Annotated in this window: 20 protein-coding genes; 12 read left to right on the top strand and 8 right to left on the bottom strand. The window is 47.1% G+C overall.

All coding sequences use genetic code 11. The features are described 5' to 3' along the window. The first annotated feature begins 96 nt into the window (after positions 1–96). Positions 97–978, top strand: coding sequence for a dienelactone hydrolase family protein (locus BLS44_RS05285; protein WP_090388987.1), 882 nt, complete (start codon positions 97–99; stop codon positions 976–978). A 124-nt stretch (positions 979–1,102) separates the two neighbouring features. Here BLS44_RS05285 and BLS44_RS05280 read toward each other — a convergent pair whose 3' ends face one another. Next, entirely contained in the window at positions 1,103–1,594 is a 492-nt protein-coding gene (locus BLS44_RS05280) for a phosphoribosyltransferase family protein (RefSeq protein ID WP_090388986.1), read from the bottom strand. Between the two features lie 76 nt (positions 1,595–1,670). On the opposite strand from BLS44_RS05280, the gene BLS44_RS05275 reads away from it, so the two are divergent. After that, the gene (locus BLS44_RS05275) at positions 1,671–2,981 is read left to right on the top strand and encodes a 4Fe-4S dicluster domain-containing protein (RefSeq protein ID WP_090388985.1); all 1,311 of its coding nucleotides are present in this window, start codon (positions 1,671–1,673) and stop codon (positions 2,979–2,981) included. 138 nt (positions 2,982–3,119) lie between these two features. Here the strand turns inward: BLS44_RS05275 and BLS44_RS26920 are convergent, their stop codons facing one another. Next, positions 3,120–3,335, bottom strand: a complete 216-nt coding sequence (locus tag BLS44_RS26920) for a hypothetical protein (RefSeq protein ID WP_245729106.1) — start codon at positions 3,333–3,335, stop codon at positions 3,120–3,122. 89 nt (positions 3,336–3,424) lie between these two features. On the opposite strand from BLS44_RS26920, the gene BLS44_RS26915 reads away from it, so the two are divergent. Continuing rightward, positions 3,425–3,889, top strand: coding sequence for a hypothetical protein (locus BLS44_RS26915; protein ID WP_245729105.1), 465 nt, complete (start codon positions 3,425–3,427; stop codon positions 3,887–3,889). A gap of 14 nt (positions 3,890–3,903) precedes the next feature. On the opposite strand, the gene BLS44_RS05260 is transcribed toward BLS44_RS26915, so the two are convergent. Next, positions 3,904–4,590: a LysE family translocator gene (locus BLS44_RS05260; RefSeq protein ID WP_090388983.1), complete on the bottom strand. Its 687-nt coding sequence runs from the start codon at positions 4,588–4,590 to the stop codon at positions 3,904–3,906. Between the two features lie 10 nt (positions 4,591–4,600). After that, positions 4,601–5,257, bottom strand: coding sequence for a protein-L-isoaspartate(D-aspartate) O-methyltransferase (locus tag BLS44_RS05255; protein WP_090388982.1), 657 nt, complete (start codon positions 5,255–5,257; stop codon positions 4,601–4,603). Between the two features lie 183 nt (positions 5,258–5,440). On the opposite strand from BLS44_RS05255, the gene BLS44_RS05250 reads away from it, so the two are divergent. From BLS44_RS05250 to BLS44_RS05235, 4 genes are all read left to right on the top strand, one after another. Then, positions 5,441–11,587, top strand: coding sequence for an alpha-2-macroglobulin family protein (locus tag BLS44_RS05250; RefSeq protein ID WP_090388981.1), 6,147 nt, complete (start codon positions 5,441–5,443; stop codon positions 11,585–11,587). A gap of 75 nt (positions 11,588–11,662) precedes the next feature. Further along, on the top strand, positions 11,663–12,052 hold the full coding sequence (gene gloA2 / locus BLS44_RS05245; RefSeq protein ID WP_090388980.1) for an SMU1112c/YaeR family gloxylase I-like metalloprotein: 390 nt from the start codon (positions 11,663–11,665) through the stop codon (positions 12,050–12,052). 37 nt (positions 12,053–12,089) lie between these two features. Continuing rightward, complete coding sequence (locus tag BLS44_RS05240) at positions 12,090–12,617, top strand: outer membrane beta-barrel protein (RefSeq protein ID WP_176954318.1); 528 nt, start codon at positions 12,090–12,092, stop codon at positions 12,615–12,617. A gap of 27 nt (positions 12,618–12,644) precedes the next feature. Then, positions 12,645–13,487, top strand: coding sequence for a hypothetical protein (locus BLS44_RS05235; RefSeq protein WP_090388978.1), 843 nt, complete (start codon positions 12,645–12,647; stop codon positions 13,485–13,487). Here the strand turns inward: BLS44_RS05235 and BLS44_RS05230 are convergent. The 4 genes from BLS44_RS05230 to BLS44_RS05215 all read right to left on the bottom strand — a co-directional run bounded on the left by BLS44_RS05230 (position 13,481) and on the right by BLS44_RS05215 (position 16,925). After that, the gene (locus BLS44_RS05230; protein WP_090389181.1) at positions 13,481–14,158 is read right to left on the bottom strand and encodes a DUF2625 domain-containing protein; all 678 of its coding nucleotides are present in this window, start codon (positions 14,156–14,158) and stop codon (positions 13,481–13,483) included. The genes BLS44_RS05235 and BLS44_RS05230 overlap by 7 nt on opposite strands. Positions 14,159–14,440: 282 nt before the next feature. Next, the gene (locus BLS44_RS05225; protein WP_090388977.1) at positions 14,441–15,088 is read right to left on the bottom strand and encodes a hypothetical protein; all 648 of its coding nucleotides are present in this window, start codon (positions 15,086–15,088) and stop codon (positions 14,441–14,443) included. A 726-nt stretch (positions 15,089–15,814) separates the two neighbouring features. Continuing rightward, the gene (locus BLS44_RS05220) at positions 15,815–16,090 is read right to left on the bottom strand and encodes a helix-hairpin-helix domain-containing protein (RefSeq protein WP_090388976.1); all 276 of its coding nucleotides are present in this window, start codon (positions 16,088–16,090) and stop codon (positions 15,815–15,817) included. Between the two features lie 52 nt (positions 16,091–16,142). Beyond that, positions 16,143–16,925 carry a hypothetical protein gene (locus BLS44_RS05215; RefSeq protein ID WP_090388975.1) on the bottom strand — a complete coding sequence of 261 codons (783 nt, stop codon included), beginning with the start codon at positions 16,923–16,925 and terminating at the stop codon, positions 16,143–16,145. 120 nt (positions 16,926–17,045) lie between these two features. Between BLS44_RS05215 and BLS44_RS05210 the strand changes: the two genes are divergently transcribed. The 5 genes from BLS44_RS05210 (at position 17,046) to BLS44_RS05190 (ending at position 25,240) form a co-directional block, all read left to right on the top strand. Further along, a complete protein-coding gene (locus BLS44_RS05210; RefSeq protein ID WP_090388974.1) occupies positions 17,046–18,092 on the top strand; it encodes a hypothetical protein in 1,047 nt (348 codons plus the stop codon). A gap of 245 nt (positions 18,093–18,337) precedes the next feature. Then, on the top strand, positions 18,338–19,447 hold the full coding sequence (locus BLS44_RS05205; RefSeq protein ID WP_090388973.1) for a PDDEXK nuclease domain-containing protein: 1,110 nt from the start codon (positions 18,338–18,340) through the stop codon (positions 19,445–19,447). A gap of 381 nt (positions 19,448–19,828) precedes the next feature. Beyond that, positions 19,829–20,425: a TetR/AcrR family transcriptional regulator gene (locus BLS44_RS05200; protein WP_090388972.1), complete on the top strand. Its 597-nt coding sequence runs from the start codon at positions 19,829–19,831 to the stop codon at positions 20,423–20,425. Between the two features lie 204 nt (positions 20,426–20,629). Further along, positions 20,630–21,805, top strand: a complete 1,176-nt coding sequence (locus BLS44_RS05195; protein WP_090388971.1) for an efflux RND transporter periplasmic adaptor subunit — start codon at positions 20,630–20,632, stop codon at positions 21,803–21,805. Between the two features lie 270 nt (positions 21,806–22,075). Continuing rightward, positions 22,076–25,240 carry an efflux RND transporter permease subunit gene (locus BLS44_RS05190; protein ID WP_090388970.1) on the top strand — a complete coding sequence of 1,055 codons (3,165 nt, stop codon included), beginning with the start codon at positions 22,076–22,078 and terminating at the stop codon, positions 25,238–25,240. The last annotated feature ends 79 nt before the right edge of the window (positions 25,241–25,319 follow it).

Here is a 25,319-nt window from a genome sequence, read left to right as displayed (position 1 = left end):
ACAATTTTATTAAAGGAAAATTGTGGCTTTTAGAATAAATTTGCATCCGGTACTACATTTAAAATCTTATTCGTATATTCAGACAAACCTTCTACTATGATCGTAAAACAGATCTCCTATTTTTTTTCCGCATGTATGTTCCTGTTCCTGATATCCTGTAATGACGGAACAGATAAAACACCTCCTGCGGGCACAGACGCCGACAGCGTTGCTACAACCAGCGGGGTAGTTGTACGGGAGCTTCCGCATGTAAAAACGGAGCCGGTTGAATATGAAGACGGGATCAAGACTTTTACCAGTATAATGGCTTATGACAGCGCCAATGCGGGCAGAAAACCTATTGTACTGATCATCCCCGAATGGTGGGGAGTTACCGACTATATAAAGGAGCGTGCTAAACAAATTGCGGAACTGGGCTATTTTGCACTGGTTGTAGATATGTATGGCAATGGCAAGATACTGGATAACCCTAAAGATGCCGGCAGCGAGGCCATGAAATATTATAAAAACCCACAGCTGGCACAGGAGCGTTTTGATAATGCGCTGGCCATCGCAAAATCCTACCCGCAGGCAGACACCTCAAAAATTGCAGCCATCGGGTATTGCTTCGGAGGTTCAATGGTATTGAATATGGCGCGTCTTGGCGAAAACCTGAAGGGTGTTGTAAGTTTTCATGGCGGACTGGAGAATAACGGCATCACAGCCCGAAAGGGGAGCATCATACCCTCCATCCTGGTTTTGAATGGCGATGCTGATTCTTTTGTTCCTGTAAGCACTGTTAATGAGTTTAAAAAGGAAATGGAGGCGGCCAATGCCAATATGCAGTTCATAGGGTATCCGAACGCCAAACACGCTTTTACAAACCCGGGAGCAACCGCCACCGGCGAAAAATTCAAGATGGACATCAAATATGATGAAGCCGCCGACAAAGCTTCCTGGGAGGAGATGAAAAAATTCCTGGAAAAAGTGTTTTCCTGAGCAGGCGCCTGGAATTTGAAGCCAGGCGGGGCTTGGGGCAATAGACAATGGTGAATAGGCGATAGATCTCCGAATACGAAACGAACTTAAACTTCAGACGTTGAACTGAACCCGGAATTTAAAACTAAGCAAGATACGCTCCTGTAACCTTATCTCCATCCACTTCCACATAGATATGATCCTGTAGCGTGGTGGCCAGGGAAATACCTCTATAATCCGGTGTAATGGGAAATAATGTATGGGTCCGCTCCACCAGTACCAATGTCTGGATCCGGGCAGGATGGTAATCCAGGAACGGCTTTAGCGCATAAAGCAGGGTTTGGCCGCTATTGGTCACATCATCAATCAGGACGATCACTTTACCGGTAAAGTCCATCTCCCTGCTAAGTGTTACCGCCTCCGGTTTCTTCTTATTCAGCCTCAGGGTCAGCAATTCCGTAGGGATCCTGCTATTTTTCTGGATCCGTTGCCGGATATTTTTAGCCAGCACCACACCATTCTCCTCGATCCCCACTAAAATCAGGCTTTCCGCCCCCAGGTTGTTCTCAACCAGTTCCAATGCCAGCCGCTGCAGCTTCTTCTCCACCGTCTCTGCATTCAATAAATATTTTTTCACCTGCTGTCTGTTTGATTTTTACGTTCAAAATGCCTTTACTTATAAAGGAAGCCGTAAATTAGCACTTTGTAACTGAATGCTCATGCAAATTGCTCAACAAATTTTATTTGTCCTTTTATTTATTCTCGCTGTTGTATTTTTCTCAAAAAAAATAAAGCAGATACGCCGCAACATCAACCTGGGGCGGGATGAGGTCATCAATGACCACCCGGATCAGCGCTGGCGGAATGTTTTGCTGCTGGCCCTGGGACAAAAAAAGATGTTCCGGAACCCGCTGGTAGGCGTGCTGCATTTTTTTGTCTATGCCGGGTTTATCATCATTAATATTGAGGTCCTCGAGATCATCCTGGACGGGGTGTTGGGTACCCACCGGCTGTTTGCCGGCCTGCTCGGAGGTTTTTATACGTTCCTGATCAATGCGTTTGAGCTCCTGGCACTGGCGGTACTGACCTTCTGTGCCGTTTTCCTGATCCGGAGAAATGTGCTGAAGATCCGGCGGTTTTTAAGCAAAGATCTCAATGGCTGGCCCCGCAGTGATGCCAATTATATCCTGATCACAGAGATCGTGCTGATGGCGCTGTTCCTTACGATGAATGCCAGCGATACCCTGCTGCAATCCCGCGGGGCCACCCATTTCACCGGAAATTTTATCGTATCACAACATCTTCAGCCGTTGATCAGCGGACTTTCTGATGGGGCACTGGAATTGCTGGAGCGGGCCTGCTGGTGGCTGCATATTATTGGCATCCTGGCTTTTTTAAATTACCTGCCCTACTCCAAACACCTGCATATCCTGCTGGCATTCCCCAATGCCTATTATGCACGGCTTACTCCCATGGGAGCAATGGAGAATATGCCTTCCGTGCAAAACGAGGTATTGTATGCCATGCAGCCCGAGCTGGCACCGGCCGATGCGGCCCCTCCTGCCCGTTTTGGGGCAAAAGACATTACCGACCTGAGCTGGAAAAACCTGCTGGATGCTTACAGCTGCACGGAATGCGGGCGTTGCAGTGCCGCCTGTCCTGCAAACAGCACGGGCAAACTGCTGTCTCCCCGTAAGATCATGATGGATACCCGTGATCGTGCCGAAGAGATCGGGAAAAGCATCAACCAGCATAAAGAGTGGAAAGAAGACGGTAAAAGCCTGCTCCACGACTATATTTCTGTAGAAGCATTAAGAGCCTGTACCACCTGTAACGCCTGCGTACAGGAATGCCCCGTGAGCATTAACCCGCTCGACATTATTCTTCAGCTGCGCCGCTACCTGGTAATGGAAGAAAGCAATGCCCCGCAGGAATGGAACAACATGTTCAGCAATGTGGAGAACAACTTTGCTCCCTGGAAGTTCAGCCCCGACGACCGGGATGCCTGGGCACAGACGATGTAATTGTCCCACTCCTCCCCCGTTCCATGATCCGGAAATGCCTCATATCGCTGCAGGGGCACCAACGCAACTGCTCATCCGAACGTATTATTTTCTGATGCTCTAAAATATTATCCGCCATAACTCATATTTAAAAACAAGTTATGGCGGATAATTAGAGGCACGCATGAACGAAACAATCATGGCAGGGAAGAAGAAATCCGCACACTGCAACGGCTGCTGGAATCCCGGGAACCGGAGCTGCTGGCCATCTATGGAAGGCGAAGAGTTGGTAAAACCTTTCTGGTCAAAACATTCTTTAAGCCCCATATGATCTTTAGCTGCAGTGGTCAGCTTGAAGGAAACACAGCGCAGCAACTGCTCATTTTTGCAAAACAGCTGGCTTCAGCTTTCCACAGCGAAAAAACAAAACGCCTCCCTCAAGCTGGCAGGAAGCCTTTTATCAATTGCGGGATTGTATCGATACACTAAAAGAGAAAAAGAAAAAAATCATTTTCTTTGATGAGCTTCCCTGGCTGGACAGCCACAAATCGGGGTTTCTTTCCTCCTTTGGTTATTTCGGGAACATGTACGCTTCCCGCCGGGACGATCTGCTGGTGGTCATTTGCGGCTCCGCTGCCTCCTGGATACAAACAGGGACCCACACAGATCCCGGGGCCCAGATCGACCTGCTGATTGACCGGGCAGACCGCCGTATTAACATCTGTGAGATCAAATTTTCCCGGGCTGAATTTTCGATTGATAAACGCTATGCCGCAGAACTGGCAAATAAGTTAAACGTATTCAGGGAACGCACCCGAACACGCAAAATGGTGTTCATTACCATGATTACAACCAATGGTGTAAAGCAAAATGATTACTATACCAATCTTGTTGAAAATAACCTTACGATGGAGGCACTGTTTCAGTAAGCCTGAACGCCCCGTCAGTCTTTCTGCTCCGTTTCATGCAGCCTGGCGCTGATATCTTTCTTTTTTACAAACATCCGCCAGGCCTGGATCAGGGCGGTAACCACAAATACCCCCCCGATAATATAGTTCATCACTGACTGATTGTTCTGGATCTTATTAGCGATCAGCCGGCCACCAAAAATAAATATACAGTTTCCCAGCAAGGTACCCAGACCAATTCCCACAATATAAAAATTATAATAAGACGCTTTAGGTTTCAGCACATTCTTAGTAAATAATACTGTGCTCCACCCAAACCAGAACGGGATCTGCACCGGGTTTACAGCGCTCATGGTAAGCCCCAGCAAATAAGAAGGCAGGTTATTGTTGAGTATGATGTTTTTTCCCTGTGAAGGATGCATGGCTGCATACAGGCTGGAAACAGCAAGCGCTACGATGATGAGCAGCGTCAGCCATTCCAGCAACCGGAAGATCTTTTCCTGCTTACGCACCCAATCCATCGCCACCAGCGAAAGACGTACATAAACCATCTCCGCAGTTAGCGATCCCAACGAAAAGAGCAGGGCATTTTTTACCGTTTGACTGATCGCTATCTGCATGGCTGCAATATTTAACGTTCCCAACGGCAACGATCCCAGGAAACTGACCAGCATCCCGGTAAAAAAAATACGTATCAACCCTCCGCGCTGTTGTTCAGTCACAGTAGATCATTTAATTTTTGCCGGCAAGCATCGGCACAAATGAAAAGTTATCAAATAATTCCTCGTTTACGGTTCCGTCAGCCTGTTTATGAAGCCGTCGCATCTGCTGTACATTGCCGGCCCCTACCGGGATCACCATCATACCTCCCGGCTTCAGCTGTTCTATCAGCTTTTGAGGAATCTCCGGAGCCGCCGCCGTGATGATCACCCGGTCAAAGGGCCCGTAAGTAGGCAATCCCTGGTAGCCATCTCCATAAAAAAATTTTATGAACGGGAACTGTTTCAGATAGGTGAACTTCTTGTTTTCCTCGAACAATTTTTTCTGACGCTCTATAGTAAACACTTTTAACCCCATTTTGGCCAGTACTACAGCCTGGTAGGCACTGCCGGTACCAATTTCCAGCACTTTCTGCCCGGGCACAGTTTCCAGCAGCTGCGACTGGTACGCAACCGTATACGGCTGTGAGATCGTTTGCCCCTCCCCTATGGGAAAAGCACGGTCTTCATAGGCCACATCATCAAAGGCTGAATCCAAAAAGAAATGACGGGGAATGGCGTTCATAGCTTCCAGCACCGTTTCATCTGTGATCCCCTTCTCCTTAATTACATCGATCAGCTTTTTCCTTAATCCCTTATGCCTGTATGTGTCTTCTAACGTCCTCCTCATAAGTGTGCAAATGTAAAAAAGCGTACGCTATTTGTTACAGATATCTGCTAAATCTTATCCCCATCAACCAGAAGAAACCAGATTCCCTGTTGCGTTCTGCACCGGTTATCCGTTGGCAACGGTGAAATGTGCATGGTTTATGTAATTTTACAACAATGCGCATCTATCAATAAACGTTTTTATATGAAAATTCAGAGCGGCGGCATATTTTTATTACTGAGCATCCTGTTTACCTGTATGAAATCAAACGCACAAACCATCAAAAACTACGAAGCAGACTGGAAGACCGTTGAAAATCATATCAGCAAAGGGCTGCCTGCATCTGCACTCAATGCGGTAAAAGAGATCTACAAGCGGGCAAAAGCGGACCGCCAGGATGCGCAACTGGTAAAAACACTTGTTTATATGAACCAGCTCCAGAACGAGAACCGTGAAAATAATGAACTGGCCAGTATCACAGAACTGGAAAAGGAGATAACGGAAAGCAAAGGCCCCGTAACGGCGCTGCTCAACAGCTACCTGGCCGGGGTATACCAGTCCTACTTCAACCGCAGCCGCTACAAGCTCTATAGCCGTACGAATACCTCTGGTTTCCAGAAATCTGATCCGGCCACCTGGACCATCGACGACTTTACACAAAAGATCAGCGGTCTTTACCTGCAATCATTAAAGGATGAAATACTGCTGCGCCAGGTACGACTGGCAGATTACGACGCTCTTATCGAAAAAGGGAATGCCCGGTATTTACGTCCCACGCTGTACGACCTGCTCACCTTCCGGGCACTGGATTATTTTAAAAGCTCAGAACGGTCGGTGACCCGGCCGGCTTATGCATTTAAGATCAGCCAGGAGGAGGCATTTGCACCGGCGGCAGACTTTGTTACCGCCCGGTTTAACACCCGGGACTCATCGTCTTTAGCCCTTAACGCCTTGCAGCTCTATCAAAAGCTGCTCCTGTTCCACCTCCGCGATACAAAACCAGATGCCCTCATAGATGCAGACATCAGCCGCATCCTGTTTGTTTATCAGAATGCGGTTCACCCCGATAAAGAAACGCTGTACTACCAGGCCCTGCAAAAAATAGCGGAAAAATATACTACCCTCCCGGCGGCACAGCAGGCCCGGTTCCTGATGGCGCAATGGCATTACAGCCAGGCGCAGTTGCCCAACAACAATAAAAATCCGGAGAACCGGGATATGATGCGCGCGCGCAATATCCTGGAGCAAATCGTAAGCAACCCGGAAAACAGCGAAGGCCGCGTAAATGCAAACAACCTGTTACAACAGGTTAAACAACCCGAATTCAGCTTCCAGATGGAAAGGGTTACGCTGCCGGATGCACCATTCCGGATACTGGTATCTTACAGGAACATACCCCATATTTACCTGCGCGCCATAAAAGCTACAGAGGCACTAAAGGCTTCGATAACAGATCGCGACGGGAAAGAACGATACTGGAACATGCTGAGATCCGCAAAACCGGTAAACGAATGGCAACAGGCCCTGCCGGCAGCTGATGATCATAAACACCACAGCGCAGAGATCAAGGCCGATGGCCTCCCTGCCGGGGAATATTATATCGTCACATCGCTCAGCAAGGATTTCTCAGAAGAAAAAAACATTCTTGCATTTCAACTGGTGTATATCTCCAACATCAGCTATGTGAATAATAAGAATGACTATTTCGTTCTGAATCGCAGCAGCGGTCAGCCCCTATCGCAGGCCCATATTACCGTGTGGCAAAAAGAATACGACTATAAATCAAGCTCATACAAAAACATTGAAATTGATGAGGTAATCTCCGATAAAAACGGGCATTTTTCTTTTAACGCCCCGGATCCAGAAACCCAGGCAAAGATCAGAAGAGGCGGCAGTTACCTGCTGGATATTACCTACGAAGGCGAACGCTTTTTTATGGATGAAGCCTATAATGGCTATTATTATTATAATGATTATGAAACCATAGACCGGAAAAAACGAAATACCGTTTTCCTTTTTACGGACCGGAGTATCTATCGCCCGGGGCAAACGGTATATTTCAAGGGCATTGCGGTAAGTTATGACCCGGTGGCAAAACGATCGGCGATCCTTCCCTCCTTCAAAACAACGGCCACTCTTTATGATGCCAATCATCAGAAAATTTCAGACCTGGAGGTTACAACCAATGAATTTGGCTCCTTTAGCGGAACATTCAGGCTGTCGGAGGGAGGTTTGAACGGTAATCTCAGTATTTACACCACCCTCGGCTCCACATCTTTTAAAATGGAAGAATACAAACGTCCTACCTTCCATACGGATTTTGACAAGATGAAGGGTACGTATCAATTAAATGACACCATCCGGGTTACCGGTATCGCAAAAGCTTATGCAGGGAATGCCGTAGATGGTGCAAAAGTCAGCTACCGTGTGGTACGCCAGGCAAGATTCCCCTACCCCTGGATCTTAGCCCGCTACTGGTGGCCCGTCAATCCACAGCAAACGGAGATTGCACAGGGCGAAACCACAACCGGCGCTGACGGAAAGTTCACTGTAAATTTCAATGCCCTCCCGGATCTTACCATTGACCCGAAGATGGAGCCCGTATTCGATTACAGGGTTTATGCAGATGTAACCGATATAAACGGTGAAGTGAGAAGCGGTGAAAAAAGGATCTCCGTAGGTTACAAATCATTACTGTTAAAGACCACCATCCCGGGACGGTTAACAGCGCAGCAGCTAAGGACCTTATGGATCCGCACGGAAAATATGGAAGGCGGATTTGAAAAAACCGATATCCGGGTGACCATAACCCGTCTTACACCCGAGCCCCGGTTATTGAGAAGCCGTTTATGGGAACAGCCTGATCAATTCGTAATGAACCGGAAAGACTATATAACTTATTTTCCGAATGATATCTACAGTAACGAGCAAGACCCTGCAAACTGGCCGCAGGATAAAGAAGAACAATCCCAATCAGGGCCAACCGACTCAACCGGAAAATTCATTCTTGCTGCTGCAAACACTCCTCCGGGCTACTATGCAATAACCATCACCACAAAGGATAAAGACGGTAAGGAAATAAAAGATATCCGGTACGCAGAGGTATACGAACCAAACCAGCAACGCCCGGCCTACCCGCAATACCTCTGGACAATTGCACCGGATGCCATCGAACCAGGTCAAAAAGCTACGATCCGGATCGGCAGCTCAGCACCGGATGTCTTCCTGGTACAGGGACTATACAAGAGGAAAACAGCCTATACCTATACTACACTCCGGGGTGAGATTAAAAAATTTGATTTCAGCGCAACGGAGGCGGACCGGGGTGGCTATGGCGTCAGCTATATGTTTGTCAAAAACAACCGTATTTTTAACAGCGACCATACCATCATGGTTCCCTGGAGCAATAAGGCGCTCAACATTACTTATGAAACCTTCCGCGACAAAACCCTGCCAGGTGCAGCGGAAAAATGGAGTGTACAACTGAGTGGTCATAAAGGAGACAAAGTTGCTGCAGAGTTGCTGGCCAGCATGTACGATGCGTCTCTTGACCAGTTCTCCCCCCATCAATGGCAGCTCCCGGCTATTTGGAACACAACATACCATCACAGCAACTGGAATACAGGATCCAACTTCAGTACCGTATATGCCCTTGTTAAACAAACCCTCCTTTTCGATCACCAGAGTTTTGACAAGCAGTACGACCAGTTATTTAAACCGTTCTTTGAAGGAATGAATGCGAATGGATGGGGCGGCCCGATTGGAGGAGTAGCCATGAACCAGGCAGCCCTGGATGAAGTAGTGGTGGTCGGTTATGGCAAACAGAAAAAAAGTGCTATTACCGGATCTGTAAGCCGCATGCAGGCACTGCCTGCTCCGGTGGCAGCTGCTGGCAAAGGGATCGTGGAAGAAAAAAAGCAGGCAGCGGAGGTTGAGCAGGATCAGCCAGAACCAGCACCCGAAACACAGATCCGGAAGAATTTTAACGAGACCGCCTTCTTTTTTCCCGATCTCAAGACCGATGCCAAAGGCAATATCCGCTTTAGTTTTACCATGCCCGAGGCGCTCACCCGCTGGAAGTTCCAGGCCCTGGCACATACCAAGGACCTGGCCATGGGTTATTCATCCAAAGAGATCATTACCCAAAAAGAATTGATGGTTCAGCCCAATATACCCCGGTTCCTGCGGGAAGGAGACAAAATGGAGCTGAGCAGCAAAGTAGTCAACCTCTCCTCAAAAGAAGTAACCGGCATTGCCACCCTTCAGCTATTTGACGCGGCAACCAATGAACCGGTAGACGGCTGGTTTAAAAATGTTATCCCACAGCAATATTTTACCGTAGCAGCAGGGCAAAGTGAGGCTGTTAGTTTTCCTGTTGAAGTCCCTTATCAGTTCAGCAAGCCGGTTACCTGGCGGATTGTTGCAAAAGTGACCGGAGATAAAGGAGCTGCTGCTTTAAGCGATGGCGAAGAAAACATGCTTCCCGTACTTACCAACCGTATGCTGGTTACCGAAACCCTGCCGCTACAGGTTCGTGGCTTCGGATCTAAAAAATTCAGTTTCGACAAACTGCTCCGGAGCGGCAGCAGCGAAACACTTACCACACAGGCGCTCACTGTAGAGTACACCTCCAACCCGGCATGGTATGCCGTACAGGCATTGCCTTACATGATGGAGTACCCTTATGAATGTGCCGAACAGACCTGGAACCGCTACTATGCAAATTCGCTGGCAACCCTCATTGCCAATAGCTCGCCGAAAATCAAGGCGATCTTTGACACCTGGAAAGCCCGCGACACTGCAGCATTGCTGAGCAACCTGCAGAAGAACCAGGAATTAAAGGCCGTGCTGCTGGAAGAAACACCCTGGGTATTGCAGGCGCAAAGCGAAACACAACAGAAAAAGAACCTTGCGCTCTTGTTTGACCTGGTGCGCATGAGCAGTGAGCTGAACAAGGCATACAATAAACTCAGCCAGCTGCAAAGTTCCAACGGAGGCTTTGTCTGGTTTAAAGGCGGCCGTGACGATCGGTACATAACCCAATACATCCTTACCGGCATCGGGCATCTCAAAAAAATAAATGCGACCGAAAAATCGCAGTCGCAAAAACTGGACAATATTGTAAGCAGGGCCATACCCTACCTCGACGGGAAAATAAAAGAGGAATACGACGCGCTTATCCGGCAGGATGTAAAACTGAATGAATATATTCCTTCCTATTACGTGATCCAGTACCTGTACATGCGCAGCTTCTTTGACCAGATCAACATTGCGCCCAATAACAGGAAGGCCGTTGCTTATTTTACCGAACGGAGCGCCCAAACATGGAGTAAAGCCAACAAATATATGCAGGGTATGACAGCCCTGGCCCTGTACCGCAAAGGAGATGCGGCTACCTCCAAAGCCATTTTAAGATCATTGCAGGAAACAGCCGTCAACAATGAAGAAATGGGTATGTATTATAAAGATGCCGGCCGCAGTTGGTGGTGGTATGACGCACCTATCGAACGGCAGGCATTGATCATTGAAGCTTTTGAAGAAATTTCAAAAGATAAAAAAACGGCTGACGATCTAAGGACCTGGTTGCTCAAAAATAAACAGACCAACCATTGGGAAAGCACGAAAGCTACAGCAGAAGCCTGCTATGCTTTATTGTTACAGGGAACCCAATGGCTAACCATCAGCCCGGAAGTAACCATTGACCTTGGGGGACTTAAAGTAGCATCTGCACTGGAGAAAACAGAAGCCGGTACCGGGTATTTCAAAAAGATCATCCCCGGGGAAAAAGTGCGTCCGGCAATGGGGAATGTTAATGTATCGGTAACAGCACCAGCGGGCTCACCCACCCAGGGAAGCACCTTACCCACCTGGGGGAGCCTTTACTGGCAGTATTTTGAGGACCTTGATAAGATCACGTTTGCTGAAACGCCCCTGAAGCTCAATAAAAAACTATTTATTGAGACCAACAGCGACCGGGGGCCGGTATTAACACCCATAGCCGAGGGCGTTGTGGTAAAAGTAGGTGACAAGATCAAGGTTCGTATTGAACTGCGGGCAGACCGGGATATGGAGTATGTGCACATGAAGGATATGCGGGCCAGTAGTTTTGAACCCACTAATGTGCTCAGCTCCTATAAATGGCAGGGCGGACTGGGTTATTATGAAACTACAAAAGATGCCAGCACCAACTTCTTCTTTGGTTACCTGCCCAAAGGGACCTACGTTTTTGAATACAGCCTGTTTGCCACGGTAGCCGGCAATTTCAGCAATGGCATCACCAGTATCCAATGTATGTACGCGCCGGAGTTTACTGCACATAGTGAGGGAATAAGGGTCAGCATAGCAAAGTAAATCAGACCGGTACTGTGAATATTTTTAATAGGTGAATAGTACAATAGAACGAACACCGGAATATAGAAAAAAAATATGCTGAATCTGAAAAAAATGCATCATATTGCTATCATTTGCAGCGATTATGAGCGTTCAAAAAAATTTTACACAGAGATCCTGGGATTTGCGATACTACAGGAAGTATACCGGGAGGAACGGGATTCTTACAAGGCGGATCTTGCCCTTAACGGTCAATACCTTATTGAGCTGTTCTCTTTTCCAGCACCACCGGTACGCCCTACAAGACCTGAAGCCAGGGGGCTCCGGCACATTGCCTTTGAGGTAACGGACATAGAAGCGGCTCTTCATCAGCTACAGACAAACGGCATCCCCGTTGAACCCCTTCGGTTAGATGAATACACGGGCAAGAAATTCACGTTCTTTTTTGACCCCGACGGGTTGCCGGTCGAACTCTATGAGCAGTAGCGGCATATTATTAAAAAATCAATAACCAATCATGCTAATGCAAAAATTATATTTACTGGCGGCACTCTTCGCAATCACCTATGACGCTGATGCCCAAAAGATAAAGGTCAATGTCGGTCCTGAGTTCCTCCACTCCTTTAATCATGACCCCGGTTTTTGGGGTGCCGGCGTTTCTGTACAGGGCGAAGTATGGGTAAAGGAACGGTTGGGCCTGGGGTTAAATACAGGCTTTTTAAGATTTGCCAGCACCCGGCCCCTGATACCAGCAGGTACCATCACCTATAATGCGATTCCGGTACTGGCCGTGATCAAATATCCCCTGCCCCTTGTTAAAAACTTATACGGACAGGATGCCATGGGTTATACCTTTGCCACCGATGTGCATTACCGCAATAACGGTGAAAAGGTACCAGGAGGCTTTACCTATTATTTTTCCCTGGGATATGAATTCGCCAAACATTTTGACGTGGCGATAAAGGTTGGCCGTTCGCGGTTTGATAAAAAGGACCGCCCTGTCAATGTGAACGAGCACAATTTGGGGCTGAAACTGGCTTATGTTTTTTAAACGGTTTCTCACTGTTAATCCATACCAATGATGAATAACGATCTGTATCAGGAAGACATAAAACAAATAAAACAGCAATATGCCTGCCTTGATCTTACGGACGATCAGGCAGCATTCCTGCTACGCCATCAAAATGAGCCATACCCTACCCATACCGAATATTACCTAAACACATGGGAACATCACGACTATGAGGATCATATATTTCAAAAGATCCTTAATACGGCGCAATTCGATCATTACCTGGAAAGGCGCGAAGCCCGCTTAGCCACTCACATAGCCTTCCTGAAGCAGCAGGATGAAGAGATAAAGCGTAATATTGAGTATAAAAAGCAGCTGCTTTCCTACTATTGCCACACATATGTTCCGCAACTGCTGCAGACCCGGTTACAATATCCCAACCCTTTTTTTGCTCACAGGTCAAAGATCCGGTACATTAAGGAAGAATACAGCAATTGCTGCAAAGTATGGAAGTTACGCGTTACGAGCCAGCATTTCAGAAACTGCCGTAACTACAGTCCACAACTTTTTGAATTGCACATGCTCGATTTGCAGTTGCTCAATATCATGCCCGATTACCAGCAATTTAAGGCGGACGCTGATATGCCAACACAAACGACACTCACCTTCCTTCTGGATAAATCCCGGTGCTATTTAGCCGATTTCATCAGTTTTTTTGATCAAAAGGAAGCCGAGGAAACCAGGACAAAGAAAGATGCTGCCATTGCGGTTTTTGGAAAAGCTGCAACAAGTGGCTGGCATATAGAACCCTTGCCCGAATCTAACGAAGAACGGAGCAACCGGCTGCTGTTTCTGCTTTTAATGATTGAAAAAGTTCCGGACAACGGGCAGGCCAACTCCTGCTATTGATCCGATCCCAGCTGTTTCCGGAAATCAATGTTCAGCAGGTACTGTTCCTCAACCGGTATGATCTTCCTTGAGTTTTTGTTTATATCCTTTCCTTCTTTTGTCCACAGGAACGGGTAAAAATTAAACACCTTGTCGCCTTCCAATTTTGCCACTTCATTTCTCCAGCCCGTCCAGCGATGGCCTTCATAGAACCGCTCCAGGTCGCTGTTAAAACAAAAATTCAGAAAATCGGTATAGCCGATATCCAAGGGTTCATATTCCAGGTTATCCGGAGAGAAATAATATATTTTTCCCGCATCTTCACCCAGTGCCCCGCCATTCAGCAGGAAGAATCCGCCAACAGCATCATCCGCGATCAATAAAAATGAAGGAGGTACACCGTAGTCTTTAAATGCTTTGCCCTTGTTCCAGCCCGGCAAGCTGCGTTTTAGTTTTGCACTCCCCGATCCCAGGATCCGGATCCAGCCATCATCGATCAGCAAGCCGCCGGTTTCATAAACTACGGCCCCCATGGGGGAACGCGTTGTTACCTGCAGTTTTACCAATGCGTCTTTTGCGTTGGCGGAATCTGCCGGTAAAACCTCTACCTTATTTTTTGCATTTTTGATCCAGTCCTGAACCAGGGGCCAGGCGGGATCGGAAGTATTGATCAGTTCATTAACAGGTTTCATATTTTTTTGAGCGGTTGTGGTTTCCGTAATCATGATTAGTGCCACCACCAACAGAAGCCGCGTAACATTATGTGTTTTTACCATAAGTGTACATTATACGATTGGATTACTGTCTTTATCTGGTGCCGGCACTAAAATAGCATATTTATCTTGTTGAAAAAACACATCATCATCTACCAGGCCAGGTCCTGCGGAACGGCGATATTCCACCGGCAGTTTCAATTGCCTCGGGCATCCGGGCACTTTATTACACCACCACACATGCATATTTCGATCCGCCTGTCAGGTTTCACTAAACGAAACCGCAACCGTATCCCTGCCCGCCAGATCACCGGTGGTAAACGGAGGCGTGCAATACGGCCGGGCTGGATGTTCAAGCAGCAGCGCCATTTCAGTGGAAAAACCAAGTTGATACCCCATCTGATCCACAGTTGTCATAAAAACATGATCATATTCCCGGTCAGCATCCGGAACAAACAAGAGCACCTGTTTGCCGGCGCTTTCTGCAGTCATCCACAGATCCGTTAGCCGGGTGGTGGTCCAGCCCATGGCATAAAAGCGCCGGTTATATCCTTTGGGGTAATTCAGATAATTTATAAAAGAGCAAAAGATGTCAAACGAAACATCATACGGAAAGGTTATGGCAAACTGCTGGTCCGTTATTCTTGTCACCACTGGTATCACCTGCAGCATTTCCCGGTTATGCCACCCGCAAAAATCCCGGATGATTCGTTTTATGAGGTCTTCATGCATCCCCTCCGCAACAATCAGTTTATCATTGGGAACTTTATCTTTAGGCAACATCCCGTCAGAGGCTTCTCCTTGCTCTGCCCTATCCCGCATGCGCCGGGTCCTCAACTCCAGCCGGTCAAAGATCAGCAGCAAGGTAATCATCAAGATGATGGCCAGGATCAGGTAGGGATGTTTCATATAAACGATACACTGTTTTGGTAAAATTACTGTTATCCCATCAACTTCTGAATGGATAGTGAAAACAGCAGACGAATCACCTTTTTCATTATCGGATACTTTGCAGTTCAATTTCAACCGCGAGGAACGTTAGGGCTTCGCAAAGGCCACAAAGGCATCCAATAGCACCATCCCTTCATTGCGGGCTTTGCGGATTCTTGGCGCACTTTGCGTTAAAAAACAACGAACAAATCATCTTTTATTACCGGATACTTTGCAGTTCATTTTCAACCGCAAGGAATGCAAGGGTTCCGCGAAGGCCGCAAAGGTATCCAATAGCACCATCCATTCATTGCCGACATTGCGGATTCTTGGCGCACTTTGCGTTAAAAAACAACGAACGAATCACCTTTTCTTTATCGGATACTTTTGCAGTTCAATTTTCAACCGCAAGGAACGCTAAGGTTCCGCGAAGGCATCCAATAGCACAATCCCTTCATTGCGGGCTTTGCGGATTCCTTGCGCACTTTGCGTTAAAAAACAACGAACGAATCATCTTTTATTACCGGATACTTTGCAGTTCATTTTCAACCGCAAGGAACGCCAAGGTTCCGCGAAGGCATCCAATAGCACCATCCATTCATTGCCGACATTCCGGATTCTTGGCGCCCTTTGCGTTAAAAACAATCCGAAAAATGTGATGCACCCCGTATTACACTTAATACCGATATTGAGCAACAAAAGGCATCACTTTCCATTCTTCCAGTTCCACCATTTCAGTTTATCAGCTTCCCGCATATGCGGAGGAGTGTCTGTAAAATAAACCGCGCAACGGAACACATAGAGCAGGCATCGGTCCTGTGTGCAGCCGGCAAACCGGTTCGACTCATTGTAAAGCCGCTCAGGATCCCGGCCTTTCAGATCTTCAATGCGGCGGATGCCAATATTATATAAATCGGTGGCAATCGATTTTCCGACCCCTGGTATCCGGGTCAGCTCTTTTATGATCGATGATCTTTCCATTGTTATTGCAAAATATTGTCTCAATAAAATCGCTGTGCGAAACCTTCCAGCGCTATTTCTTTATGTAGGGCTCCATGAAAACCCGGTCCTTATTAGCATTGATGAAATCCATACTCCTTTTAAAGTCTGATCGGATATTAAGAGTGAGATACTTTATCCAGTCAAAAACGGTTTCCTCCCGGTAATAAGCATACAGTGCCAAAGCATATCCCCAGTCTCGTTGTTTTAAGTACCCCTGGCTACGGTGTCCATATCCCTCAAATGATTTATATTCTTTAAAAGCTGCATTTGCGCTGAAGATGCCGAACCCAAAGATCACCGTTGTAAGATCGGTCAGCTCTTCATCATTAAAATCCAGTCTTTTTTCGCCCAATATTTTTATATGTGAGAATTCATGCGCAATGGTAGCCACCAGGCTTTCCGGATCGTTCAGGTTCCTTTTCTCAATCAGGATGTCATATATGCCTTTTTCGTTCTTATCAAAATATAAACCGGAGGATAGTAGGCCACCGCTATCATTGTCCACATTAGTCCAGATTCCATGCCCAAAACCGCTGCTCAGTTCCTGGATGTCCTGATCATAAACTTCAAAATTAACCGTACGGATATCAATATTCATTTGCCGGGCTACAATGGATCCTGTCTTTAACAGCGATTCTTTTGAGCCGTCGTACCGGACAGGAAAACACTCAGGTGTTGGATATAGCAAGGGCAGGGAAACAATTCCCCCCTCTCCAAATTGCCGGGCCAGCCACAAAAATGCGTTTTCCATCCAGAGACGCGTATCCGGATCTATGGGGCAATCCCCGCTTTTCTTAGGAAAAAGACGAAACATATAAAATAAATAGCTTTAGCAAGATACGATCTTTCATCATTCCATTTTATAATCTTCAAAAGATACCATTCAAATAAAAAATAAAACCTTCAACTCCCCGCAGAAAACTATTTTTGTAGCATGAAGCACCCGAAAATGATCTCCCTTTACTTAACCTGTCTCTTTACCGGTGTTACTATAACAATCGCCTATACCGGTATTGCTCAAACGCCGCCATTTTACAAGGTAACGCCTTTTGAGGAGGAGGGCTATTTTTCCAAAACGGTTTTTCCATTCAACCCGGCGTTTATAAAATCAAAAAAAGTCAAAACCCTTATACTGTACGATCAGGACAAGACCGGACGCGATTATCATTATTCTTTTGATACCAACGGAAGAACAACTGGTTTTATTACCCTGCAGCGGGAGGGCGAACAAACAGATACCGTATTTTATACCGTTTATGGTTATACGGCCACCGGCAATATCGACTATACCGCTCAAATCGATTACCACAACGGGCTCGTAAGAGCCAGTAAATATGCCTACAATGAGGAAGGAACGCTTTCCGTTATCCGGAACTTCACCCTGGACGCAGACATGCCCGGCAGGCCGCAAAAAGGCAGTATCATGAATTACCAAACAGTACCTGGCAGCTATTGGTCCCTTATAAACGGACATGCCCCTGGTGACGCTTTTTACGAAAAGCAAATCGAGGAAAATAATTTTTCATCCCGGCACTACCGGTACTATACGGAAAATGGCGCCAACGCCGTAGAACAGACCGAAATATTTGATTTTAAAAAACAATACCAGGACCGGGACACCTGCAGCAGTCGTAAAACTTTTTATTATAAGAATGGAGTACCGGTACTCCTGTTTCTTCACAGGGACTGCGACGCCAAATTAACGCCTTCCGAATATTATAATTACCAGAATGGTTTACTGACGGGCATACGGGAAAACCCAAACCGGCCGGATCCACGGAATGAGCAATACAGTTACGACAAAAACCAGAACCTGGTCCGGATGGAAAATGAATGGGGCGGACAGATCGTTAGCACATTAACCATGACTTACAATAACGAGGGCTTTTTAACCTCCATCCAGCGCAAGTCGGCATTCGCCAAAGTAGCAGATTATTTTGAAGACCGGTTACTGGAGGTCACGTATACCTTTTATCGCTAAAGCCAGATGCAACATCAAGAATAAAAAGCAGCAAATGCCGGAAATTATGGCTCATTGCATCTGACTGTCACGTATAATCCTGCTCCCTTTGGCCGGGAAACACTATACCGCTGCTCGTTGCGAAAAGAAAGAAAACCGCATAACACTATATTTATATATTTTTTTTATATATTTATACTGCTAATATCCCCCATGAAAAGGCCGTCTCCGGACGGCATCAAATACCTGATCTAAAAAACACCAATATGAAACCAGGAAAACCTTATCTCCAATTTGTACAAACAGTAAAGAAACAGATATTACAAAGCCGCTATCAGGCAGCAAAACTGGTGAATCGCGAGTTACTTTTATTATACTTCAGTATTGGCCGCAGCCTGCACGAAAAATTGACCGCTGCCAGCTGGGGAGATAAAGTGTTGCAGCAAATCGCTGCCGACTTGCAAAAAGAGTTACCAGGTTTGCGCGGTTTTTCTTACAGGAGCCTGAAAAATATGCGGCAGTTTTATGAATGTTATCAGGGGGGTCTAATTGGGCAGTCGTCAACTGCCCAATTACCGGTCTCCTCAAAACAAAAGTCGCGTTCTTCATTAAAAAACACAATTGGGCAGTCGCCAACTGCCCAATTAGATGCTCCGTTTATTGACACCATTTTTACCGCACTTAGCTTCACCCATCATATGCTGGTAATAAACAAATGCAAAGAGTTAAACGAACGGATCTATTATATGCGGCAAGCTGTGGCCCATCACTGGACGGTGATCCTTTTACAACATCATATCGAAAGCCGCCTCTATCACAAGAAAGGGAAGTTGCCTAATAATTTTCAGAAAGCGCTCCCCAAAACAATAGCCGCACGTGCTTTGGATACCTTCAAAGATGAATACCTGCTCGATTTTATTAATATCAGTCCGGAGGATGATGAACGGGTGTTTGAGAGTAAGATCATCAATAATATAAGACAGTTCATCCTGTCCCTGGGAACAGGATTTGCCTTTATGGGCACGCAGTACCGGCTGATGGTTAACGAAGAAGAATTTTTTACTGACCTGCTGTTCTTTAACCGCGTATTGCAGTGCCTGGTGGCGATTGAATTAAAAAAGGGCAGGTTTAAACCTGAATACGCAGGCAAGCTTAATTTTTACCTGAACCTGCTGGACGACCAGGTAAAGCTTCCCCACGAACATAATAGCATTGGCATCATCCTTTGCAAAGAAAAGAATAATAAAGTCCTGGAATATGCCTTTAAAAGCATGCACAATGCAATGGGCGTTGCCACCTACAAAACCAGTAAACAGTTGCCGGCCCGTCTGAGAAAAATATTACCCGACGCTGATGCCTTGAAAAAATTATTGTAGAAAAAACCGGCACCATCTTTATCAAAAGCTAAAAAGCATCCTGACATACTGTTGTCACTTCCCTGTTTTAGCTTCGGTCCTCCAAATAAAACAGCAGCGTTTCGTAACAATTATTTCACACAAATTAAACAAAGTAATTATTTGGTTTATTAGTTTTTTGAATTACTTTTGAGCCGTAGCAAAAAAATCAGGTTACCTTTTTTAAAGAACAGTATTAAGCAATACGCAGGTGCTTTGTCTACAATTACAACACTTTAAGGAAGTAACTACCAACGGGTTGGCACTAACAAACGTTTGAGCTGGAAGCATTTCAAAAAAAATTTGGAAGTAGCTTCAAAACACCGTTAACTTTGCTAACACTGTTAGGTAAATTTATTTTTTATGAGTGTAGCAGAGCGCAAATTGAGAGAAAAAGAAATGATCCGGAAGAAGATCATCGACGCAGCCTTGCAGCTGGTAAAGAATGAAGGCTGGGAATCGTTGTCCATTCGAAAGATCGCAGATGCCATCGAATACAGCGCACCCGTGATCTACGATCATTTCGCCAACAAGGAAGCCATTCTTTTTGAGATTTCGCAGGACGGTTTTAAACTGCTGCTGTCAAATATTCACAAAGCCATCTCAAAAAAGGCGTCGCCACGGGAAGAGCTGAAAGCACTGGTAGATACCTACTGGAAGTTTGCGCTCAAGAACCGGAGCTATTTCAAACTCATGTTTGGCGTAGGCATGCCTTGTTGCGGAGAAGGAAAGATGAAAACAGAATTTGGAGCCTTACAGGATATAATTTATGAAATCATAAAAAAAATAATCGTTGAAAAGAAAACCAATATTGAATCCGCGTGTTATAAAACGCACGCTTTCTGGTCGGCAATACATGGTTTTACTTCAATCATGATCGCAAGAAGCGCTGATGTTCCGCAAACAATGAATGTATCGGTGCTCGATCAAATGGTGGTGAACATTATAGAAAATCTTTAAGCCAAAAAAGACGACAATTCAAATAGTAATTATTTTTTAGTGCATTTCGCTGCGGGATGACAACGGGCAATGGTTGCCACTCCCTAACACGCAGAAATTGCATTATTAGCAGGATCACTGGCCCCGGCAATACCCTGGGCGCCTTTCTCCGGTATGCACCCCGGCAGGATATGTATTTCTTTGACTCAAAAAACAACACTACAGATGAAAGCAAACAACCATACCATCCACACAAGCATTATTGTACCTGCGCTTATTGCGCTTTCCATATCGCTGCACAGCTGCACAAGCGGCTCGGCAAACCCCAGCCCTCAAGACCAGGCACCGGCACTGCCGGTAATGGGCACGCCCGTATCACCCGTAACCGTTTACCAGGAATTTTCGGCTTCGCTGGAAGGAAAGGTAAACGTGGAAGTACGGCCCCAGGTAGACGGCTACCTGGAGAAGATCTACGTAGACGAAGGCGCTTACGTAACCGCAGGGCAACCGTTATTTAAGATCAACGCCCAGTTATATAACGAAGCGCTGAACAACGCACGCGCCAATGTACTGGCTGCACAGGCCAATGTACAAAAGGCACAGGTAGACCTGGACCGTCTGAAACCACTGGTAGATAACGCCGTGATCTCCGACGTACAGCTGAAAACCGCAAAGGCCAACTACAACGCCGCCACCGCCGCACTGGCGCAGGCCAGGGCCATGGTGGGCAACGCGCAGATCAATGTAGGTTATACACTGATCAAGGCGCCCGTAAGCGGTTATATCGGCAGCATCCCGTTCAAAACCGGTAGCCTGGTAGGCCGCGGTGAAACGCAGCCGCTTACCGTGCTGAGTGAAGTGAACACGATGTACGCCTACTTCTCCATGAGTGAGCCCGACTTCATTGCCTTTAAAAACAAGTACGCGGGCGAAACCATTGAGCAGAAACTGAAGAACGTTCCTTCTGTTGAATTGCTGCTGGCCGATAATACCATTTATCCGCAGCAAGGAAAGATCGAACTGGTTCAGGGGCAGTTTGACAAAACCATCGGCGCCATTAACTTCCGCGCGTCCTTCCCCAACCCCAATAAAATATTAAGAAGCGGCAATACCGGCAAGATCCGCCTGCCTCAGCTCTTTAACGAAGTATTGGTGGTACCACAGGAAGCTACGTTCGAGATCCAGGATAAAGTATTTGTATTTACAGTAGACAGCAGCAACAAGGTAACCAGCAAACCCATTGCCGTTTCCGGTAAAACCTCCTACTACTACTTTGTAAACAAAGGACTTTCCAAAGGCGAAAAAATCGTGCTCTCCGGCACCGGTAATTTAAAAGACGGAACGCCGATTCAGCCGCAGATCGTTTCAGCCGACAGCGTGTTAAAGGCGAATCCGATTTAACGGGAAATATTTAGGTTGATCAAAAAGTCTGTTTAATAGAGGTCTGTCATTCTGAACTTGTTTCAGAATCTATTAAGAGACGATTATCAGATGTCGATCCGCCGCGGTGGCCGGCATGACAAACGGGCTTTTTGATCAACCCTTTCAACAAAACTTATTCTTCGCGGCACAGCACACCGCTGTAAAAGCGTCCTGATAAAGCAGCAGCCCCTGCCGCACAGGGATCTTTTACTCCATTATTTACGCACAGCATACTTACAACTCGATATCATGCTAAAGAAATTTATACAACGACCCGTGTTATCCACGGTTATTTCCATTATCCTGCTTTTGCTGGGTATTCTTTCACTCTTTGCGCTTCCTGTTACCCTGTTCCCGGACATTGCGCCGCCCAGCGTACAGGTTACCGCCACCTATCCCGGTGCCAACGGCGAGGTAGTAGCGCGTTCCGTGGCCACTCCGCTGGAAGAAGCCATTAACGGTGTGGAGAACATGACCTACATGACCTCCAACTCCAGCAACGACGGTACCATGACCCTTACGGTATTTTTCAAACAGGGTACCGACCCCGATATTGCTTCGGTAAACGTGCAGAACCGCGTTTCCAAAGCCGTGAATCAGATCCCCCAGGAAGTAGTGCAGTCGGGCATCTCCACCCAAAAGGTGCAGAACAGTTTTATCATGTTCACCGGGCTTTACAGTGAAGACAGTGCCCAGTATGATGAACTGTTCCTGGAAAACTATCTTAAGATCAACGTAATCCCGCAGATACAGCGGATCCCCGGTGTGGCCCAGGCCCAGGTATTTGGCGCCAAGGATTACTCCATGCGGATCTGGCTGAAACCGGACCGCCTGGCGGCCAACAATCTCTCCCCACAGGATGTATTAAGCGCCATCCGGGACCAGAGCCTGGAAGCAGCCCCCGGACGGTTAGGACAGAATAGCGATGAGGTATTTGAATATGTATTGAAATATAAAGGCAAGCTGAACCAGCATGAGGATTACGAAAATATCATCATCAAGGCCAACCCTAATGGTTCCGTGTTAAAGCTGAAAGACCTGGCCCGCGTGGAATTTGGCGCCTTTACCTACAATGCCAATAACCGGCTGAACGGGAAACCCGTTTCCGGTTTTGCGATCTTACAAACCGCCGGGTCCAATGCCAATGAGATCCTTACAGAAGTAGAAAAGCAGCTGGGTGAACTGTATACCACCATGCCCAAAGGCATCAAACCCGTTACCATGTACAACTCCAAGGAGTTCCTGGATGCCTCCATCCACCAGGTACGGGAAACATTGATCATTGCCTTTATACTGGTGTTTATCGTAGTGTTCATCTTCCTGCAGGACTTCCGTTCTACCCTCATACCGGCCATTGCCGTGCCGGTGGCCATCGTGGGTACCTTCTTCTTCCTACAGCTCTTTGGGTTTACCATTAATTTGTTAACGCTCTTTGCGCTGGTACTGGCCATTGGTATTGTGGTGGATGACGCCATTGTGGTAGTGGAGGCCGTGCATGCAAAAATGGAGCATAAAGACATGCCGGTGCGCAAGGCTACGGTGCAGTCCATGAACGAGATCTCCGGCGCCATCATCTCCATTACATTGGTAATGGCCGCAGTATTTGTACCCGTTGGCTTTATGCAGGGCCCGGCGGGTGTATTCTACCGGCAGTTTGCCTTTACACTGGCCATCGCCATCTTAATCTCCGCAGTAAACGCGTTAACGCTCAGCCCGGCGCTTTGTGCCCTGTTCCTTAAAAACCCGCATACACCGGGCGAAAAAGGACATCCGCACGAAAAGAAAGGATTTATGGCCCGCTTCTTTACCGCGTTCAATGCAGGGTTCCGCACCCTCACCAACCGGTATATCGGCAGTTTAAAATTCCTCATCCGCAGAAAGTGGATCGCCATTGCTGGGCTGGTGCTCATCGCCGGGGTTAGTTACTGGCTCATCAAAAAAACGCCTTCCGGCTTTATTCCTACGGAGGACCAGGGCTTTGTGCTGTATGCCGTAAACACACCTCCGGGTAGTTCACTGCACCGCACCCATAAAGCCACCGCGGAAATTGATAAGATCATCAAACAGGAAGAATCGACCAATAACCTTTGGGTTATCGACGGACTGAACTTTATCAGCAGCGCCAGTGCATCTCCTTATGCCGCCGGCTTTATCCGGCTGAAGGATGTGGACAAACGCGGCAAGCTGAAGAACCCGGATGAAATTGCGGCCACCCTTACCCGCAAGGTTACTTCGGTAAAGGACGCCAATACCTTCTTCTTCAACTTCCCTACCGTTCAGGGTTTTGGTAACGTAAGTGGTTTTGAGTTTATGTTGCAGGACCGTACCAATGGTCCGCTGGAAAAGCTGGGCAATACCGCGGGAGCCTTTATCGGCGCGCTGATGCAGCGGAAGGAGATCGCGTATGCATTTACCACGTTTGCCGCCGGCAACCCGCAGTATACCATCGAAACGGATTTTATAAAAGCCAAACAATTAGGTGTATCCGTAAGCGAGCTGATGCAGACCATGCAGATCTATTTTGGCAGCAGCTTCGTATCCGACTTTAACCGTTTTGGTAAATACTACCGCGTAATGGCGCAGGCAGATATTCCCTACCGTAAAGACCCCGCCTCCCTGGATGGTATTTTTGTAAAGAACAACCTGGGCGAAATGGTACCGGTGAAAACACTGGTTACCTTGAAGCGGGTATTTGGTCCGGAAACCGTAACCCGTAACAACCTCTTTAATGCGGTTACGATTAACGGGGTGCCCAAGCCGGGCTTTAGTACGGGGGATGCCATCCGTGCCATTGAGGAAACGGCAAAGACAGCCCTGCCAAGAGGTTACTCGTATGAGTGGACGGGTATTACCCGTGAGGAACGGAGCGCCGGCAGTCAGCAGGTATATATCTTCCTGCTCAGCATCATCTTTGTATACTTCCTCCTGGCGGCCCAGTACGAAAGTTATGTGCTGCCCCTGGCGGTGATCCTTACCGTACCCGCGGGTATACTGGGTGTATTTATGTTCATCGGCTTTGCCGGACTGGAAAATAATATTTATGTACAGATCGGGTTGATCATGCTCATCGGGCTGTTGGCCAAGAACGCCATCCTGATTGTGGAGTACGCGGTACAGCGGCGAAGAAAAGGCATGAGCCTGGTAGCCTCGGCGCTGGAAGCCTCCAGGCTGCGCCTGCGCCCGATATTGATGACCTCCTTTGCCTTTATCGTGGGTATGTTGCCCCTGGTATTTGCAAAAGGCGCCTCCGCCATCGGTAACCACTCCATCGGCTACAGTACCGTAGGGGGTATGCTTACCGGTGTGTTGCTGGGTGTGTTCATCATTCCCGTGCTATACATCATCTTCCAGTATTTGCAGGAAAAGATCGTAGCAAAAAGAGCAGATGATGATGAGGATTGGGAATTGGGATAGTCGTTGCAAACACACTTATGGTCACCCTGAACTTGTTTCAGGGTCCATGTGAGCCGCGCATAGAAGCTGAAACAAGTTC

Source organism: Niabella drilacis (assembly GCF_900101395.1).
GTDB classification, from domain to species: domain Bacteria; phylum Bacteroidota; class Bacteroidia; order Chitinophagales; family Chitinophagaceae; genus Niabella; species Niabella drilacis.
Note: the sequence above shows the minus strand (reverse complement) of the source record. Positions and strands in the feature narration are given on the sequence as shown.